This is a genomic window from Pseudomonas sp. SWI44 (assembly GCF_002947915.1).
In the GTDB taxonomy this organism is placed as follows: Bacteria; Pseudomonadota; Gammaproteobacteria; order Pseudomonadales; family Pseudomonadaceae; genus Aquipseudomonas; species Aquipseudomonas taiwanensis.
This window is the reverse complement of sequence record NZ_CP026674.1, coordinates 206,937-222,729: the sequence shown is the minus strand read 5'-3', so window position 1 is coordinate 222,729 and position 15,793 is coordinate 206,937. Positions and strand designations below refer to the sequence as shown.

The 15,793-nt window shown below is 61.6% G+C and carries 15 protein-coding genes and 1 pseudogene; 10 read left to right on the top strand and 6 right to left on the bottom strand.

Annotated features, from left to right (window positions below; genetic code table 11):
• Positions 1 to 44: 44 nt before the first annotated feature.
• Positions 45 to 1,166 (bottom strand): bifunctional 3,4-dihydroxy-2-butanone-4-phosphate synthase/GTP cyclohydrolase II, encoded by a 1,122-nt coding sequence (gene ribBA / locus C4Q26_RS01040; protein ID WP_023380050.1) that lies wholly within the window; start codon positions 1,164 to 1,166, stop codon positions 45 to 47.
• A 77-nt stretch (positions 1,167 to 1,243) separates the two neighbouring features.
• Between ribBA and C4Q26_RS01035 the strand changes: the two genes are divergently transcribed.
• Entirely contained in the window at positions 1,244 to 1,537 is a 294-nt protein-coding gene (locus C4Q26_RS01035) for a DUF1330 domain-containing protein (protein ID WP_023380051.1), read from the top strand.
• 63 nt (positions 1,538 to 1,600) lie between these two features.
• On the opposite strand, the gene C4Q26_RS01030 is transcribed toward C4Q26_RS01035, so the two are convergent.
• Complete coding sequence (locus C4Q26_RS01030; protein WP_023380052.1) at positions 1,601 to 2,323, bottom strand: pirin family protein; 723 nt, start codon at positions 2,321 to 2,323, stop codon at positions 1,601 to 1,603.
• Positions 2,324 to 2,642: 319 nt separating this feature from the next.
• On the opposite strand from C4Q26_RS01030, the pseudogene C4Q26_RS28620 reads away from it, so the two are divergent.
• From C4Q26_RS28620 to C4Q26_RS28610, 3 genes and pseudogenes are all read left to right on the top strand, one after another.
• Positions 2,643 to 2,759: pseudogene (locus C4Q26_RS28620) on the top strand (hypothetical protein); the annotation flags it as partial.
• Between the two features lie 213 nt (positions 2,760 to 2,972).
• Entirely contained in the window at positions 2,973 to 3,185 is a 213-nt protein-coding gene (locus C4Q26_RS28615; RefSeq protein ID WP_244880951.1) for a hypothetical protein, read from the top strand.
• A gap of 18 nt (positions 3,186 to 3,203) precedes the next feature.
• Positions 3,204 to 3,923 (top strand): hypothetical protein, encoded by a 720-nt coding sequence (locus tag C4Q26_RS28610; protein WP_353843717.1) that lies wholly within the window; start codon positions 3,204 to 3,206, stop codon positions 3,921 to 3,923.
• A 433-nt stretch (positions 3,924 to 4,356) separates the two neighbouring features.
• On the opposite strand, the gene C4Q26_RS01020 is transcribed toward C4Q26_RS28610, so the two are convergent.
• Positions 4,357 to 5,376 (bottom strand): alpha/beta hydrolase, encoded by a 1,020-nt coding sequence (locus tag C4Q26_RS01020; protein WP_023380054.1) that lies wholly within the window; start codon positions 5,374 to 5,376, stop codon positions 4,357 to 4,359.
• A gap of 143 nt (positions 5,377 to 5,519) precedes the next feature.
• Here C4Q26_RS01020 and C4Q26_RS01015 point away from each other — a divergent pair, with 143 nt between their 5' ends.
• Positions 5,520 to 6,404, top strand: a complete 885-nt coding sequence (locus C4Q26_RS01015) for a LysR family transcriptional regulator (RefSeq protein WP_023380055.1) — start codon at positions 5,520 to 5,522, stop codon at positions 6,402 to 6,404.
• Between the two features lie 4 nt (positions 6,405 to 6,408).
• Here C4Q26_RS01015 and C4Q26_RS01010 read toward each other — a convergent pair whose 3' ends face one another.
• The gene (locus C4Q26_RS01010; protein ID WP_104881911.1) at positions 6,409 to 7,317 is read right to left on the bottom strand and encodes a LysR family transcriptional regulator; all 909 of its coding nucleotides are present in this window, start codon (positions 7,315 to 7,317) and stop codon (positions 6,409 to 6,411) included.
• 154 nt (positions 7,318 to 7,471) lie between these two features.
• On the opposite strand from C4Q26_RS01010, the gene C4Q26_RS01005 reads away from it, so the two are divergent.
• From C4Q26_RS01005 to C4Q26_RS00995, 3 genes are read left to right on the top strand one after another with little or no spacing between them, the layout of a single operon-like run.
• Positions 7,472 to 8,776: an MFS transporter gene (locus C4Q26_RS01005; protein ID WP_023380057.1), complete on the top strand. Its 1,305-nt coding sequence runs from the start codon at positions 7,472 to 7,474 to the stop codon at positions 8,774 to 8,776.
• Positions 8,777 to 8,803: 27 nt separating this feature from the next.
• The gene (locus tag C4Q26_RS01000; RefSeq protein WP_104882575.1) at positions 8,804 to 10,045 is read left to right on the top strand and encodes a Zn-dependent hydrolase; all 1,242 of its coding nucleotides are present in this window, start codon (positions 8,804 to 8,806) and stop codon (positions 10,043 to 10,045) included.
• Positions 10,045 to 11,067: a histone deacetylase family protein gene (locus C4Q26_RS00995; RefSeq protein ID WP_023380059.1), complete on the top strand. Its 1,023-nt coding sequence runs from the start codon at positions 10,045 to 10,047 to the stop codon at positions 11,065 to 11,067. Before C4Q26_RS01000 ends, C4Q26_RS00995 begins: the two co-directional genes overlap by 1 nt.
• Positions 11,068 to 11,209: 142 nt before the next feature.
• On the opposite strand, the gene C4Q26_RS00990 is transcribed toward C4Q26_RS00995, so the two are convergent.
• A complete protein-coding gene (locus tag C4Q26_RS00990; protein ID WP_027907015.1) occupies positions 11,210 to 12,634 on the bottom strand; it encodes a PLP-dependent aminotransferase family protein in 1,425 nt (474 codons plus the stop codon).
• 335 nt (positions 12,635 to 12,969) lie between these two features.
• Between C4Q26_RS00990 and C4Q26_RS00985 the strand changes: the two genes are divergently transcribed.
• Together C4Q26_RS00985 and tam are read left to right on the top strand one after the other, a co-directional pair.
• A complete protein-coding gene (locus tag C4Q26_RS00985) occupies positions 12,970 to 14,379 on the top strand; it encodes an amino acid permease (protein WP_023380061.1) in 1,410 nt (469 codons plus the stop codon).
• Positions 14,380 to 14,544: 165 nt separating this feature from the next.
• Entirely contained in the window at positions 14,545 to 15,321 is a 777-nt protein-coding gene (tam, locus tag C4Q26_RS00980; RefSeq protein WP_023380062.1) for a trans-aconitate 2-methyltransferase, read from the top strand.
• Here the strand turns inward: tam and C4Q26_RS00975 are convergent.
• Positions 15,311 to 15,682 (bottom strand): DUF2784 domain-containing protein, encoded by a 372-nt coding sequence (locus C4Q26_RS00975; protein WP_023380063.1) that lies wholly within the window; start codon positions 15,680 to 15,682, stop codon positions 15,311 to 15,313. The genes tam and C4Q26_RS00975 overlap by 11 nt on opposite strands.
• Positions 15,683 to 15,793 lie beyond the last annotated feature (111 nt).

Genomic DNA, 15,793 nt, shown 5'->3' with positions numbered 1-15,793 from the left:
CCTCTGCAGGAGCGGCTCGGCTCAATTGGAAAAGGGGAGGTTGTTCAGCCCGCGATCCCCGGTTCGAACGGAATGCTTTGCACCACTTCCAGCTCATACCCTGCCAGCCCTGCGTATTTCAGTGGCGGCCCCAGGTGACGCAGCTTGCCCACGCCCAGGTCCTGGAGGATTTGCGCTCCGGTACCCACCTCCGAGTACACCTTCGATTGTCCGCGCTGGTAAGGCCGTATCGGCTGGGTCAGTTGCGGCACGCGTTCGAGCAAGGCCTGGGAGGATTCGTGGTTGGCCAGGATCACCACCACGCCTGCACCTTCCTCGGCGACCTTCTCGAGCGCCGCCCACAACGTCCAGTTGGCCGGGCCGGCATACTCGGCACCGACCAGGTCACGCAGCGGGTCGATCACATGCACACGCACCAGGGTCGGCTGCTCGCGGCGGATGTCACCCATCACCATCGCCATGTGCACACCGCCTTCGATGCGGTCTTCATAGGTCACCAGACGGAAGGTGCCGTGGACGGTGGGTAGCTCCCGTTCGCCGATGCGCTTGATGGTCTGCTCGGTGCTCAGGCGATAGTGGATCAAATCGGCGATGGTGCCGATCTTGATGCCGTGCCGGGCGGCAAACACTTCCAGGTCGGGCCGCCGGGCCATGGTGCCGTCGTCGTTGAGCACCTCGACGATTACCGATGCCGGGGCAAAGCCGGCCAGGCGCGCCAGGTCGCAGCCGGCTTCGGTATGCCCGGCACGAGTCAGGACGCCGCCTTCGCGGGCGCGCAGGGGAAAGATGTGGCCGGGCTGCACCAGGTCTTCCGGGCGGGCGTCAGGAGCCATGGCTGCCGCCACCGTGCGGGCCCGGTCGGCGGCGGAGATGCCAGTGGTGACGCCGGTGGCCGCTTCGATCGACACGGTGAAGGCGGTGCTGAACACACTGCCGTTGGCCGGTACCATCTGTTCCAGGCCCAGGCGTTGGCAGTGATCGTCGGTGAGGGTCAGGCAGATCAGGCCGCGCGCTTCGCGGGCCATGAAGTTGATAGCCTGGGCGTCACAGCGTTCGGCGGCAATCAGCAGGTCGCCTTCGTTTTCCCGGTCTTCATCGTCCACCAGCAGCACCATCTTGCCCTGCCGGTAATCTTCGAGAAGTTCTTCGATGCTGTTGAATGCCATGCTGCACGCTCGCTGTGATGGGGTGATTTTTATGGTATACCATCATACACAATATCGACGTAGCAGGAGATCAGCGGATGAAGGCTTACTGGATCGCCCATGTGGATGTCAGCGACCCCGAGCAATACCAGCAGTACACCCAGCGTGCGCCGGCGGCCTTCAAGGCATTCGGTGGACGCTTCCTGGCTCGTGGCGGGCGTAGCGAGGCAATGGAGGGGAGGCCTACGCCTCAGCGTAGCGTGGTGATCGAGTTCGATTCGTATGAACAGGCAGTGGCCTGTTATCGGTCGGCGTTGTACCAGCAGGCTTGCAGCCATCGCCAAGGGGTGGCGAAGGCCGAGGTGATCATCGTCGAAGGTTTCGAGCCCTGAGCCATTCGCGACTGGCCTATGGCGGGCTTGCCCGCCGTAGGCCAGTAATGCCTGAGGTAGCCTTCAAGGCATCCCAGGCAACTCATGTGGACGCAGGTCGAATACCAACACTTCGGCATCATTGCCATTGGCCAGCTCCAGCCTTTGCTCTTGGCGAACCCGCACACCGTCCCCCTCATTCAGCGCCTGCCCATTGAGCGCGATGCTGCCCCGGGCGACATGCACATAGGCATGGCGGTTTTCCCGCAGGTTAAGGGTCGCCCGTTCCTCGCCATCGAACAGCCCGGCATACACCCGCGCGTTCTGGCGGACCTGCAATGAGCCTTCGGCGCCATCGGGCGAGATGATCAAGCGCAACCTGCCGCGTTTTTCCTCTGCACTGAAGTGCCGCTGCTGGTAACGCGGTGTCGCGCCCCTGACGTTGGGCACGATCCAGATCTGCAGGAAGTGTACCGGCACCGTCAGGCTGTGGTTGAACTCGCTGTGGGCCACACCGTGCCCCGCGCTCATCAGTTGCACATCGCCGGGGCGAATCACCGAACCGGTGCCGAGGGTGTCCTTGTGCTCCAGTGCACCTTCAAGCACATAGGAGAAAATCTCCATGTCTCGGTGCGGGTGCTCGCCGAAGCCTTTGCCGGCGATGACACGGTCGTCGTTGATCACCAGCAGGTCGGAAAAACCTTGTTCTTCGGGGTTACGGTAATGGCCGAAGGAAAAGGTATGGAACGACTTCAGCCAGCCATGGAAGCCAATGCCACGGTCTTGGGCGTTGCGCAGGGTGAGCATGGTGGTTCTCCTTGAAAAGCCGGGGCCGGAAGGGCCGCAGGGCAATTGATGGGAGAATCGTACTGTCACTTTAAGTGTTTATAAATTAGGTTCAATGAGTATTACTGTCTTGTCCAGGATGACAGCGGTAGACGTGCTCTGACGGCTATTTCTTTTGCGGCAGTAGTACTGTTCCTAATTTTCGCTGACGCGCTTCGGAGGGGGATTTCGGCTGCTAGCTTCCGGATTTTCCACTCGGGAATCGCACTCCATACGTAATGAAATCGACGGTAAAGGCCAGGCAGTAGACGGGGACAGGACCACCACCGGGGCCATCTGCATGGCCAGTGGCAGTGGCTATACCTTCAATGGTCAGAAGGTGCTTCGCCGAGGTGATGTCACTAAGGCTTGTCCGATGTGTGGCCAGGAAGGAGTGATTGCAGAGGGTAGCGAGTTGTTCCTCTCGTTCGGGCAGCCCGTGGCGGAGGATGGATCATTGGTCAAATGTGGCTGCCCGACTGGCAGCAATCGTGTAGTGGCGCCCCTTACGGGGCCGATGCCGTCAGGCCGGAGCTTGGCCACGGCAAGAGCAGTCGCTGCGCCGACAACACGGTCCCTCGGCGCTACTGATTCTGGATTGGAGTCGGGCTTTCATATCGTTCAGCGCAGCATGTCGTTCGAGGAGGTATTGGCGAGCCTGGCTATGCAAAAGCCTTTGCCCCTCTCATCGCTGCAGCGCTTGAATCCCACCTTCGCTGACGGCTTCAAGGCCGGCGAGATCTTTGTGCTGGGCAGCCCGAGCAGCGAGTTTACCTGCAGCCCTGGGGAAACCGAATTGATCATGGTGGCGGAAGAAGCGAGAGCGTCACTGGCGATTCTTTGACCCGAGGAAGCCAATTTCATGATGCGGCACCTAAGCGAGATTGCAGGTGTACTCAATGGCGCGAGCCAGTCGATGGGCGTTGGCATGGATATGCTTGAGCGGGGGCTGGGGCAGGTAACAAATACTCTGAAAGGGATCGAAGCATTGCACCAGCGTCAATTTACCCTGCATGGCCATCTGAACAGCCCAGAGTTCTTTGCCTCGCGCAAGGAGCTCTACAAGCAACTGGATAGCCAATTGCGCATGGCCTTTTTGAACAAGCCGCTAGGTTTGGGAAGTTATGACAGTCTGCGCCGTGATCTTGGTATCTCGTCCAAGAGTGTTGTACATCATTGGAAGAAGGCAGGCGTGTCAGGACAGATACCGGGCTACGCGACGCACCTGGACGAGGTGGCGAAGGTGTCGAAGTATCTCAAATACGGAGGGTGGGTTGGAATCGGACTGGGTGCCGGGTCTTCTTATTTGAAGGTCTATGAAGCGTGCCGATCAGGTGAGACCAAAGCCTGTAAGAAAATTCGATTTACAGAAGCGGGAAGTTTCGCAGGAGGGTTAGCTGGAGGGGTCGCTGGGGGGCAGCTTGCGTCTCTTGCAGCGAAAGCGGTGTGCCGTTTTGGCGTCTATGGTAAGGCTGTTTGTGGTATTGCGATGTTTGGTGGTGGATCCTATGGTGGTAGCACGTTAGGTGAACCGGTGGGCGACGTTTTAGGAGAAATGGCATACGAGGCGCTCTATGATTGATCTATCGAACGTGCCCGTTGGCTTGAAAATAGCGTTTGTGCTTGCACCTTTCATCATCAGTTTGACTGGGGTCGGTATTGGCTACCATAGAGCGGGTTCCCGGCATTTCGAGGTGCTATGCAAGGCATTTAAAAATAGCCAGGGCTTTGTGGAGGACTTTACGTATTGGAGTACTATTTCGCTTAGAACAAGGTCGATGATAGTGTCGGGTGTCACGTTGGCGTCAGTTTGGCCTGGTTTAGGAATTCGCCAAGGGTGGTTGGATGCTGATGACTGCCGAAACTGCCCGCTCTATCTCAGGCGCAGGCTGCAGATATCATTCTGGTGTCTTCTAATCGGTTGTATATGGCTTTTTGTAGTTTGGCTGCTGATTGAACTGGATAGATTGTAGATCCGAAAAAGACCCGCCAAGGCGGGTCTTTTGATCGTTGACTCACTGCAAATGTATTTTAAGTTCGGTGGCCGCCTGCCTCATCGCCGCCTTAACCGCCGGCACCTGATTCAACGGGTTGAGCAGCCCATAGTCGTGAATCATCCCGTTGTACCGCACCGAAGTCACCGTCACGCCAGCGGCATCCAGCTTGCGGGCATACGCTTCACCTTCGTCACGCAGCACGTCGAACTCGGCCGTCTGCACCAGCGCCGGCGGCAGGCCTTTCAACTGCTCACTGCTGGCCCGCAGTGGCGAAGCGTAGATCTGCGCGCGAGCATTGGCGTCGGTGGTGTAGTTGTCCCAGAACCACTTCATCATGCCGGTGGTGAGGAAGTGCCCTTCGGCGAACTGCTTGTAAGAACCCGTCTCGAAGCTGGCGTCAGTCACCGGCCACAGCAGCAACTGGAAGCGCAACGCCGGCGTGCCAGCCTCTTTGGCCTTGAGTGCCACGACGGCCGCCATGTTGCCGCCGACGCTGTTGCCTGCCACGGCCAGGCGCTTGCCGTCCACGCCGATGTCCTTGCCATGCTCGGCCACCCAACGGGTCGCGGCATATGCCTGGTCGATCGCAGTGGGGTAGTGCGCTTCGGGCGACGGGGTGTAGTCCACATAGATCGCCACCGCACCGGAGCCGACCACCAGGTCGCGAATCAATCGCTGATGGGTCGGGAAGTCGCCGAGTACCCAGCCGCCACCGTGGAAGAACATGAACACTGGCAACTCGCCTTTAGCGTTGCTTGGGCGCACCACCTGCAGCTTGATCGACTGGCCGTTGGCCTGGATGGTGCGTTCCTTGACCTCGATGCCGGACAGGTCGACCTTCACCGACGCCTGGGCACCGGTCAGCACGGCACGGGCTTCGTTCGGGGTGAGTTGCTCGAGCGGCTTGCCGCCGCCGCGTTCCAGGGCTTCGAGGAAGGCTTGAGTATGCTGTTCGACACCCGGGCTGCCCGCTGCAAATGCGCTGGAGACGGACAGGGCCAGAAGGCTGGCGGTGAGGGTTTTGTGGACAATGTTCATGTGCGAATCCTTTTCTATGAAGTGTTGGAGTGGGCGTCTTGCCTGGCCTGGGGGCCATCGCTGCGACCTGTGCATAGAGTAGGGAGATGCCTTCGTGGGAAAAAGTCGGTATAAAGCGTTTTACTGTCACGTAGAGAGAGACAATGAACCCATACGAAGACATGCGGATCTTCGCCCAGGTCATGGAAGCTGGCAGCTTCACCGCTGCCGCCGACCGCCTGGGCATGTCCAAGCAATCAGTCAGCCGACGCTTGATGCAGTTGGAAGAACGCCTGGGTGTGCGCCTGCTCAATCGCTCGACTCGGCGCCTGGATGCCACGCCGCTGGGCCAGCATTACTATCAGTCGGCCTTGCGTCTGCTGGGCGAAGTGCAGCAGGTGGAATACGACATCAGCGGCCAGGCTCAGGCCCTGCGCGGTACCTTGCGTTTGAGTGCGCCGCTGTCTTTCGCCATGGCGCACCTGGGATGCCTGCTGACTGAGTTTCTCCGCTTGCATCCGCAGGTCGACGTCGAAGTGGACTTGAGCGACCGCGCTGTCGACCTGATCGGCGAAGGTTATGACTTGGCATTGCGGATCGGCGCACTGGAAGATTCAAGCTTGGTGGCGCGGCGCATCGCCAGTGTCGAGCGGGTGTATTGCGCCAGTCCAGCCTACTTGCAAGCCCGGGGGCAGCCCATTACGCCCGAGGCAGTGAGCGAGCACGATTGCCTGCCATACGGCCACGCACGTCAGGTGCAGTGGCAGTTCAAGGGGCAGGGCAAGGCTCAAAGCATCGCGGTCACTGGTCGGATGCGTGCCAACAATGGTGAACTGCTCAGGGATGCGGCGATCGCCGGCATGGGCATCACCTACCTGCCGACCTTCATCGTTGGGCAGGCATTGGCCGATGGGCGCCTGGTGACGCTGCTGGAGCCCTGGACACCGCCACCCCTGCAGTTGTCGGCGGTGTATCCGCAGCACCGGCAGGTGGCCAGGCCGGTGCAGGGGTTCGTGGCGTTTCTGCGCGAGCGCCTGGCGCAGTTGTAGGCGCCTACTCCAGACCGCGTTGCAATGCTTCGATGAACACACCTTCGGCCCGGCTCAGGCGTTGCTCGCGGTTCCACAGCAGGTGGATGTCCACATCGGCAATGCCTTCGTGCGGGGGCAGCTTCCACAGCAGCCCCGCGGCCACATCCGGTGCCACCACGTGCTCGGGCAGGCAGCCGATGCCGAACCCCGCGATCACCAGGCGGCGGACTTCCTCCAGGCTGGGCGACGAAGCCACGATACGCCCGGAAAAGCCCTGTTGGTCGCGGAAAATGGTCAGCGGCGACAGCATGCCGCCGATCTGGTCGCTGGTGAAGCTGACGAAATTCTCCCGCTGCAAGTCGCCTTCGGCCTGGCCGAACAGACGATGGTGCTTGCCACAGAAGAACGCATAGCGTTGACGCAGGAACAGTCGTTGTTCCAGGCGTGGCTGGGGCCGGCGGTTGAGGCTAAGGCCTGCCGTGGCGGTCTTCTCCTGCAGGGCGGCGACGATATCGGAGCTGCGCATCACGTCGATCTCCACCTCCACCCTTGGGTGCTGGCGATGGAAGGCGGCGAGAAAATCATCGAAGCGCTCGCTGACGATGCGGCTGATCATCAGTAGGCGCACCTTGCCCACCAATTCATTGGCCGGTTGCTCCAGCAGCCCGCTGATTTGCGACATCTGTCCATACACCTCACCGGCCAGCTGGAACAGCTGCTCGCCCATTTCGGTCAGTACGAACCGCGGCCCCCGGCGGGCGATGAGTTGGCGCCCGAGTTGTTCCTCCAGGCGCTTGAGTGCCTGGCTCACGGCAGGTTGGGTCAGGTGCAGCCGGGCAGCGGCGCGGCTGATGGACAACTCCTGGCCAATCACCCGAAACGTACGCAGCAGGTTCCAGTCGAGGCGGTCGTTGAGCAGGCGGTCGGACATGGCGGGACTCTAGAATAAGCTCGATTTATAGTTGGAATAATAAATAGAAAATTGACTAATCATAGCCTCGGAACGATAAATCGCACCTAGACGCCGACAGAGCGCTCCCGTGACTCACTTACTCCTGCCAGAAAAACAAGCAAAGGAGCCATCCATGAAGCCTACCGCTTCACCCCAGCCGCGCCGGGCCGCTGCCGCCGCATTCATCGGCACCATGATCGAGTGGTACGATTTCTACATTTACGCTACCGCCGCGGCGTTGGTGTTCGGTGCCTTGTTCTTCCCCTCCGACGACAGCCTGTTCAGCACCATGGCCGCCTTCGGCACCTTCGCCGTAGGCTTTTTCGCCAGGCCGCTGGGTGGCATTGTCTTCGGCCATGTCGGCGACCGTATTGGTCGCAAGAAATCCCTGGTCATCACCCTGTTGATGATGGGCGTGGTGACGGTCGGCATCGGCCTGCTGCCGACCTACGCCCAGATCGGTACAACCGCGCCGGTGCTGCTGATTTTGCTGCGCATCGTCCAGGGCATTGCCGTGGGCGGCGAGTGGGGTGGGGCGGTCTTGATGGCTGGCGAGCATGCCCCCAAAGGGCGCCGTACCTTCTTCGCCTCCTTCGCCCAGTTGGGTAGCCCGGCGGGTTTGATCCTTTCCCTGTTGGCCTTTGGCGCCGTCACGCGGTTGCCAGAAGCAGAGCTGATGAGCTGGGGCTGGCGTGTACCGTTCCTGGCCAGTGCACTGTTGCTGCTGGTAGGCCTGGCCATTCGCCTTGGGGTCAACGAGTCGCCTGAGTTCATCGCCAGCCGTGAACAGGCCCTGAAGACTCAACGCAAGGAGCAGGCCCCGGTACTGGAAGTGCTGCGTACTGCCTGGCGCCCGTTGTTGCTGTGCATCGGCGCCAATACCCTGGGCATCGCCGGGGTCTATTTCACCAATACCTTCATGATCAGCTACACCACCCAGCAGTTGCACCTGGAACGCGCCTTGATTCTTGAATGCCTGTTCTTCGTGGCTGTCATCCAGTTCTGCGTGCAACCGCTGGCAGCGTGGCTATCGGAAAGAATCGGTACCACGCGCTTCCTGGCGCTGGTCGCCCTGCTGGCCATGGCTTCGCCTTACCCGATGTTCGTGCTGGTCAGCTCCGGCGAAGGCCCGTTGATCGTGCTGGGTATCGCCCTGGCGGCAGCCTGCATGGCTTCGTTCTACGCGGTCATCGCCGGTTATGTCAGCGGCATGTTCGAAACCCGTGTGCGCTACACCGCCATCTCCATGGCCTACCAGGTGTGTGGCGCCATCGCTGGCGGGCTTACCCCGCTGATCGGCACCTGGCTGGCCCATACCTTCATTGGCCAATGGTGGCCGATGGCGGTGTTCTACACCCTGATCGCCACGATCTCGCTCACTTGCGTGCTGGCCCTGGCGCGCCAATACACCCGCAGTCAGCGCCTGGAGCTGGCCTGATCCCGACCGAATCCGGAGTATTCGTATATGTTGAAAAGCAACGGGGACCGCCTGTGGGCGAGCCTGATGGACATGGCTGAGGTCGGTGCCACTGCCCGTGGCGGCAGCTGCCGACTGGCCCTGACCGACGACGACAAAGCCGGCCGCGCACTGTTCAGTCACTGGTGCCGTGAGGCCGGTTTGACTCTGTCGGTAGATGCCATCGGCAACCTGTTCGCCCGTCGTGCAGGGACCGACCCTGACGCCGCGCCGGTGATGATGGGCAGCCACCTCGACACCCAGCCCGAAGGCGGTCGCTTCGATGGCGTCTATGGTGTGCTGGCTGGCCTGGAGGTGGTCCGCCGTCTCAACGACCTCGCTATCCAGACCCGCAAGCCGCTGGAAATCGCGGTGTGGACCAACGAAGAGGGCGCCCGCTTCACTCCGGCCATGTTCGGCTCGGCGGTGTTCACCGGCACATTGTCTCTTGACCACGCCCTGGCCATCCGTGATGCCGACGGCATCAGCGTGGCCGATGAGCTGCAGCGTCTCGGTTACGCCGGCCAACGTCCGCTGGGAGGCAAGGTCGATGCCTATTTCGAAGCGCATATCGAACAGGGCCCGATCCTGGAAGACAACGCCAAGTCCATTGGGGTGGTCAGTGGCGGTCAGGCCATTCGTTGGTTGGACGTAACGGTCCAGGGCATGGCGGCCCATGCCGGCACCACACCGATGTTGCTGCGCAAGGATGCCCTGTACGGTGCTGCGCAGATGGTCCAGAGCGTGGAGCAACTGGCGGCAGCCTTTGCCCCTGAAGGCCTGACCACCGTGGGTGAGCTGTCCATCGTCAAGTCATCGCGCAATACCGTGCCAGGCTTGCTGCGCTTTACAGTCGACCTGCGCCACCACCGTGATGAAGCCATTGAAGCCATGGAGAGCGATCTGGCCGCGGAGCTGCAGACGATTGCTGCGCAGCGAGGCTTGCAGGTGCGCATCGAGCGCCACTGGGGCAGCCCGGCAACCCCTTTCGATGCCGAGTGCGTGGCGCAGGTGCAGCGGGCGGTCGATGGGCTCGGTTACTCCCAGCAGAGCATCGTCAGCGGTGCTGGCCATGACGCGATCCTGCTGGCCCGCTATTGCCCGACAGCGATGGTGTTCATCCCCTGCGTCGGTGGCCTGAGCCACAACGAAGCCGAAGACGTGCTGCCCGAGGATGCCAGTCAGGGCGCCGATGTACTGCTCAATGCCGTGCTGGCCCGCGCTGGCCGTGTCGAACAAGGAGAAGCCTGATGCGTTGCTACTTCCACCCCGAGCAACTGTTGCACCACCCCCGCAGCTATTACTCCCGCGGCGCCATGCGCACCCCGCAGGAAGTTCCCGAGCGTGCCGAACACCTGCTGCAGGCAGCCAAGGATCTGGGCTTCGACATCCGCCAGCCCGAAGATGCGGGGCTGGCACCGCTCAAGGCTGTGCATGGCGAGGCCTACCTGGTCTTCCTCGAAGAGGCACATGCGCGTTGGAAGGAGGTACCCGAGGATTGGGGCGACGAGGTGATGTCCAACATCTTCGTGCGCGAACCCAATGCCCTGCGCGGCATCCTTGCCCAGGCCGCGCGTTACCTGGCCGACGGCAGTTGCCCGGTGGGCGAGCATACCTGGCGTTCGGCCTACTGGTCGGCGCAAAGCGCAGTGGCCGCGGCCAAGGCCATCCTCGACGGTGAACCCGCCGCCTATGCCCTGTGCCGCCCGCCGGGACACCATGCCCGCTTCGATGCAGCCGGTGGCTTCTGCTACATCAACAATGCCGCCGTCGCCGCCCAAGCGCTGCGCAGCCGATACAACCGCGTAGCGATCCTCGACACCGACATGCACCATGGGCAGGGCATTCAGGAAATCTTCTACGCGCGCAACGATGTGCTGTACGTATCGACCCATGGTGACCCGACCAACTTCTATCCTGGTGTGGCCGGGTTCGAGGACGAGCGTGGCAGCGGTGCGGGGGAGGGGTACAACCTCAATCTGCCGATGGCCCATGGGGCCAGTGAGGCGGACTTCATGGTCCAGCTTGAAATTGCGCTGGATGCGGTGAAGGATTTTGGCGCCGAGGTGCTGGTGCTGTCGCTGGGGTTCGATATCTATGAGCAGGATCCACAGAGCAAGGTGGCGGTGACGACCGAAGGCTTTGCCGCGCTAGGGGAGCGGATTCGGGCGTTAGGGGTGCCATGCTTGATTGTCCAGGAAGGGGGCTATCACCTGGAGAGCCTGGAGGCGAATGCTCAAGCCTTCTTTGCTGAACAAGCAGCTTGGCGATAGGTGAAGGGCCGATAGCGGGGCCGTCATGGGCGGCCCAATAGCCGGCAAGCCGCCTCCTGGAGAGACGCCTGCCAGCCCAGCGCAATACCTGTAGGCGGGGGCTTGCCCGCGGGGGGGGGGTTCAGTTTCGCCCGGCAGCGCCTCACGTGTTCCCACGCCGCACGTGCTTGACCAACACCTTCTCCAGCAACTCCCACATCGCCGGGTCGCTGCTGAAGGCCACATTGAACCGCATCCACCCGGTGGCCTGCGCATCGACCATGAACAACTGGCCAGGCCCGAGCATGATCCCTTGCTCCAGCGCATCGTCCAGCAACGCCGCGCTGTCGGGAATCGCTGGGTGGCGGGTCCAGATGTACATGCCTTCGTCCGACTCGGTGAATAACTCGAAACCCAACCGGTGCAGGTGACGGCCCACTTCCTGGTGCGCCTCGGCCAGGCGTTGGCGCAGGCGCTTGAGGTGCTTGCGCCAGCGGCCGTCGATGATGGCGGCGTATACCACGCGCTCCATGACCTGTGACGTGGTAAGGCCCGAGCGCATTTTCAGGTGCAGCAGTTTCTGCATCAGCTCGGGGTTGGCCAGCATGTAGCCGACCCGTACGTTGGGCGAGATGCTCTTGGAGTAGCTGCCCACGTACACCACCTGCTGCAAGTGGTCCAGGCTGGCCAGGCAAGGCTGCGGCTCGGCGACCATGTCGGCGTACAGATTGTTCTCCACCAGCCTGAAACCGTGCTTGCTGGCCAGTTGCAGCAGGCGGTGCAATTGCGCCAGCGGGGTGCGTGAACAGGTTGGGCTGTGCAGGTGCGGTTGGGTGAAAAACGCGGTGGGGCGGTAGTGCGCCAGCAACTGCTCCAGTTGGTTCAGGTCATAGCCTGCCGGTGTGCGGGGGACTCCCACCAAGGTGGCGCCCTGGGTACGCAGGATGCTCATCAGGTTGGGGTAACCCGGGTCGTCCACCAGCACCACATCGCCTGGGCGCACCAGGGTACGCGCTGCAAGATCCAGAGCCTGGCTGGCACCGTGGGTGAGCATCAATTGTGCTGGATTGGCGACGATCGACAGCTCTTGCTGCAGGTTCTGCGCCGTCAGCGTGCGCAGCTCCAACAGGCCCATCGGGTCGCCATAGCCGGACAGCTCCAGCGGGCTGCCGGCCACTTGGCGCAAACCGCGGCGCAGGCCGTCTTCGTACATCCAGTCGTTGGGCAACCAGCCGCAACCTGGCTTGAACGGCAACTGGCGGATTTCGAAGATCTGCTGCAAGTACCATTCGGAGTTGAACGTTGGTCGACTGGTGTCGGTCTCGGCACTGTGGTTGTCCAGCAACTCGCCCGCTGCGCGATTGACGAAAAAGCCCGCGTTGCCACGGCTTACCAGCAGCCCCTGGGCCACCAGTCGGTCATAGGCTTCGACCACGGTGAAGGTACTCACCGAATAGGTCGCGGCGAAGGCGCGGATAGACGGCACCTTGGCTCCAGGCTTGAGGGTCTGGTTGTCGATCAGCGCGCGCACCCCGTCGATGATCTGGTTGACCAGCGGAGTGGGGGCGTCTGGATGTAGTTCAAACATTGGGGTGCCTTCAGGTGTGCAGAACGCTGGGCGTCTGCGGGGTACTGCGGGTGTATTGCATGGGTGACCTGTACAGTGCAGCGCGTATTTCATGCCACTGTGCATGGCTCTCTGCGCCGGACATTTTTACATTACGTGTCAGATATCGCCACATAAAGCATGTTCAGTCCGCTCCAGGGTCAACCTTGGGGCGCGTAAGCAGGCCGCCATGGAAGGCCTGCGTGTGCTTGTGCACACCTTCCTGCCCGCATTAGCGCTGATGTACAGGTGAGACCGCTAGCCATCGGGGTCTCACAGTTTTCCTTGGATAAAAAGAAGCACGGGGTACACAACTGATGGGAGCAACATCCACAACCACCACCGCCAAGGGCGAGCACGAGAGCAAGCTCAGCGCTTCGCTCAAGTCGCGCCACCTGACGATGATGTCGATCGCCGGGGTAATCGGCGGCGCCTTGTTCGTCGGTTCCGGCAGCGTGATTCACAGTGCCGGCCCGGCCGCTGTGCTGGCGTATCTCGCCGGCGGCATCCTGGTGGTCCTGATCATGCGAATGCTGGGTGAAATGGCGACGTCCTCGCCAGACACCGGCTCGTTCTCGACCTACGCCGACCGCGCCATTGGCCGCTGGGCCGGCTTCACCATCGGCTGGCTGTACTGGTGGTACTGGGTCATCCTGATGGCCTGGGAGGCCTACGTGGCGGGCAAGATCCTGCACGGCTTCTTCCCCGATGTGAGCGTCAACGTATTCGTGCTGGCCACGACCTTGGTGCTGATCACCGTCAACTTCTTCAACGTCAAGCACTACGGCGAATTCGAGTTCTGGTTCGCGCTGATCAAGGTGGTCGCGATTGTCTGCTTCCTGGTGATCTGTACTGCCGCGGTCATGAATATCTGGCAGTTCGGTGAAGTCCGTGGCATCAGCCACCTGACCGCCGAAGGCTTCATGCCCAATGGCATCACCACCGTGATCGGTGCGTTGCTGGGGGTGATGTTCGCATTCCTCGGCGCTGAAATCGTGACCATCGCGGCTTCCGAAGCCAAGGACCCGGCCGCCCAGATCGTCAAGGCCACCAACTCGGTGGTATGGCGCGTGTGCCTGTTCTACGTCGGCTCGATCTTCCTGATCGTCTGCCTGGTTCCATGGAACGACCCGCACCTGGGTGAGTCCGGCTACGGCGCCTACCGTCGTACCCTGGAACTGCTGGGTGTGCCGTACGCAGAACTGCTGATGAACTTCGTGGTACTGACGTCGGTCAGCAGCTGCCTGATCTCCGGTCACTACACCGCTTCGCGCATGTTGTTCTCCCTGGCCCAGCGTGGCGACGCGCCGTCGTTCTTCAAGATCACCCGTGCCGGCACCGGTGTTCCGGTGTACGCGATCATCGGTTCCTGCGCCGTGGCCGTGGTGTGTGCGCTGATCAATTTCAGCGAGACCCTGCGTCCGAAGGACGTACTGGAAACCCTGATGAACACCACTGGCATGATCGCCTTGCTGGTGTACCTGGTAATTGCCTTCTCGCAGCTGCGAATGCGCCGCAAGCTGATCGCCGAGGGCAAGGAAGTGCGCCTGAAGATGTGGCTGTTCCCTTGGCTGACCTACCTGGTGATCGCTTTCATCGTGGCAGCCCTGGTGACCATGGCATTCATGCCTGACTACCAGATCCTGGTGATCTCCACCGGCATCGCCGCTGCCATCGTGGTGGCCATGGGTGTGGTGCACCAGATCCGTACTGGCAAGCAACACTAAGCGTTCAACGCTTGAGAGACGGCCGGCTTCTTCGGGAGGCCGGCCGTTTTTTTTCGTGATGGTGGAGGCGCCACGCGGCGTTACCGAAAGTGTGAGCAAGCGCATGACCCTAAGTATGGGCACATGGCTTATGCTTCGAGCATTGCCCGCCAAAAGGAACCCGCCATGGCCTGGTCCGCCAATCAGTATTCGCTTTTCGAAGATGAACGCACCCGCGCCGTGCGCGACCTGCTCGCCGCGGTGCCGCAGCGCGCGGTGCACCACGCCACCGACCTGGGCTGCGGCCCTGGAAACTCTACCGAAGTCCTGCTGCACCATTGTCCCGATGCCCAGGTTGTGGCCCTGGACAACGACCAGGACATGATCAACAAGGCGCTTGAGCGGCAACGGTTGCGCGTGCTGCGGGTGCGTTGCGAGAAGGCCGATATCGCCACTTGGACCGCATCGAAACCGCAGGACCTGATCCTGGCCAATGCGTCGTTGCAGTGGTTGCCGGACCACGGATCGCTGTACCCTCATTTGGTTCACCAGCTGTGCGAGGGCGGCAGTCTCGCGGTGCAGACGCCCGACAACCTGGACGAACCTGCGCACCGGCGGTTGCGTGAAATCGCCAGCCAGGGCCCTTGGGCCGACAAGTTCGCTGACCATGTCCTGCCGCCCCGGCACAGCGCAGCCTATTACTATGACCTGCTCAGCCCCCTGTGCGCCCGCGTGGATGTATGGCGCACCACCTACCATCACCCCTTGGCGGGAGGCGCCGAGGCAGTCGTGGAGTGGTTCAAGGGCTCGGCGCTGCGACCTTACTTGGCAAAGTTGGACGCGCAGGAGCAGGCCGATTTTCTGCAGTTGTACCTGCAAGCCATGCAGCGCGACTACCCCCCGGCCACCGACGGTAAGGTGTTGTTGCCGTTCCCACGGCTGTTCGTGGTGGCTACCCGCTGAGCCGGCGCTTGCGCCAGACGATGTAACCATAAAGGGCGAGGTTGACCACCAGCACCAGCGTGCCCAGCAGCAACTGAGTCCGTTCGGTCAAGCCGGCGGGGTAAATCAAGGGCCAGATGTAATGCTCGACGAAGCCGCCTTCGTAACCGGCATCTCCTGCGGCACTGCGCATGCGGTTTTCCCACGTCGTCAGGGGGCAACCCAGGTGCAGGCATTCCACGGCCAGGCCCCAGGCCAGGGCTGGCAGGTGAACGAGCAAGGCGCGAGGCCAGCGGATCACCAACAGCCCGCCCAACAGCACCAGCAGGATGAAGGCCAGGTGCAGTAGGACCAAGGTGTCGGCGGTCAGGCGAAAGAGCATGAGGGCTTATCGCTGGGTTCAGGAACGCTCAGCATAAGACAATTGATGGGGCAGCACGGGTCTTGTTGCCGGCTAGCCGGCTCCTACAGGTTCGGCGAGGATTGTGTAGGA

Excerpts from the sequence above, each read along its gene's own strand:
- C4Q26_RS00975 (WP_023380063.1), bottom strand. The coding sequence starts at position 15,682 with ATGCTCTTTCGCCTGACCGCCGACACCTTGGTCCTACTGCACCTGGCC.
- C4Q26_RS01020 (WP_023380054.1), bottom strand. The coding sequence starts at position 5,376 with ATGAACATTGTCCACAAAACCCTCACCGCCAGCCTTCTGGCCCTGTCC.
- C4Q26_RS01010 (WP_104881911.1), bottom strand. The coding sequence starts at position 7,317 with ATGTCCGACCGCCTGCTCAACGACCGCCTCGACTGGAACCTGCTGCGT.
- C4Q26_RS01030 (WP_023380052.1), bottom strand. The coding sequence starts at position 2,323 with ATGCTCACCCTGCGCAACGCCCAAGACCGTGGCATTGGCTTCCATGGC.
- tam (WP_023380062.1), top strand. The coding sequence starts at position 14,545 with ATGGCCTGGTCCGCCAATCAGTATTCGCTTTTCGAAGATGAACGCACC.
- C4Q26_RS00990 (WP_027907015.1), bottom strand. The coding sequence starts at position 12,634 with ATGTTTGAACTACATCCAGACGCCCCCACTCCGCTGGTCAACCAGATC.
- C4Q26_RS28610 (WP_353843717.1), top strand. The coding sequence starts at position 3,204 with ATGATGCGGCACCTAAGCGAGATTGCAGGTGTACTCAATGGCGCGAGC.
- C4Q26_RS01015 (WP_023380055.1), top strand. The coding sequence starts at position 5,520 with ATGAACCCATACGAAGACATGCGGATCTTCGCCCAGGTCATGGAAGCT.
- C4Q26_RS01005 (WP_023380057.1), top strand. The coding sequence starts at position 7,472 with ATGAAGCCTACCGCTTCACCCCAGCCGCGCCGGGCCGCTGCCGCCGCA.
- C4Q26_RS01000 (WP_104882575.1), top strand. The coding sequence starts at position 8,804 with ATGTTGAAAAGCAACGGGGACCGCCTGTGGGCGAGCCTGATGGACATG.
- C4Q26_RS01035 (WP_023380051.1), top strand. The coding sequence starts at position 1,244 with ATGAAGGCTTACTGGATCGCCCATGTGGATGTCAGCGACCCCGAGCAA.
- C4Q26_RS28615 (WP_244880951.1), top strand. The coding sequence starts at position 2,973 with ATGTCGTTCGAGGAGGTATTGGCGAGCCTGGCTATGCAAAAGCCTTTG.
- C4Q26_RS00995 (WP_023380059.1), top strand. The coding sequence starts at position 10,045 with ATGCGTTGCTACTTCCACCCCGAGCAACTGTTGCACCACCCCCGCAGC.
- ribBA (WP_023380050.1), bottom strand. The coding sequence starts at position 1,166 with ATGGCATTCAACAGCATCGAAGAACTTCTCGAAGATTACCGGCAGGGC.
- C4Q26_RS00985 (WP_023380061.1), top strand. The coding sequence starts at position 12,970 with ATGGGAGCAACATCCACAACCACCACCGCCAAGGGCGAGCACGAGAGC.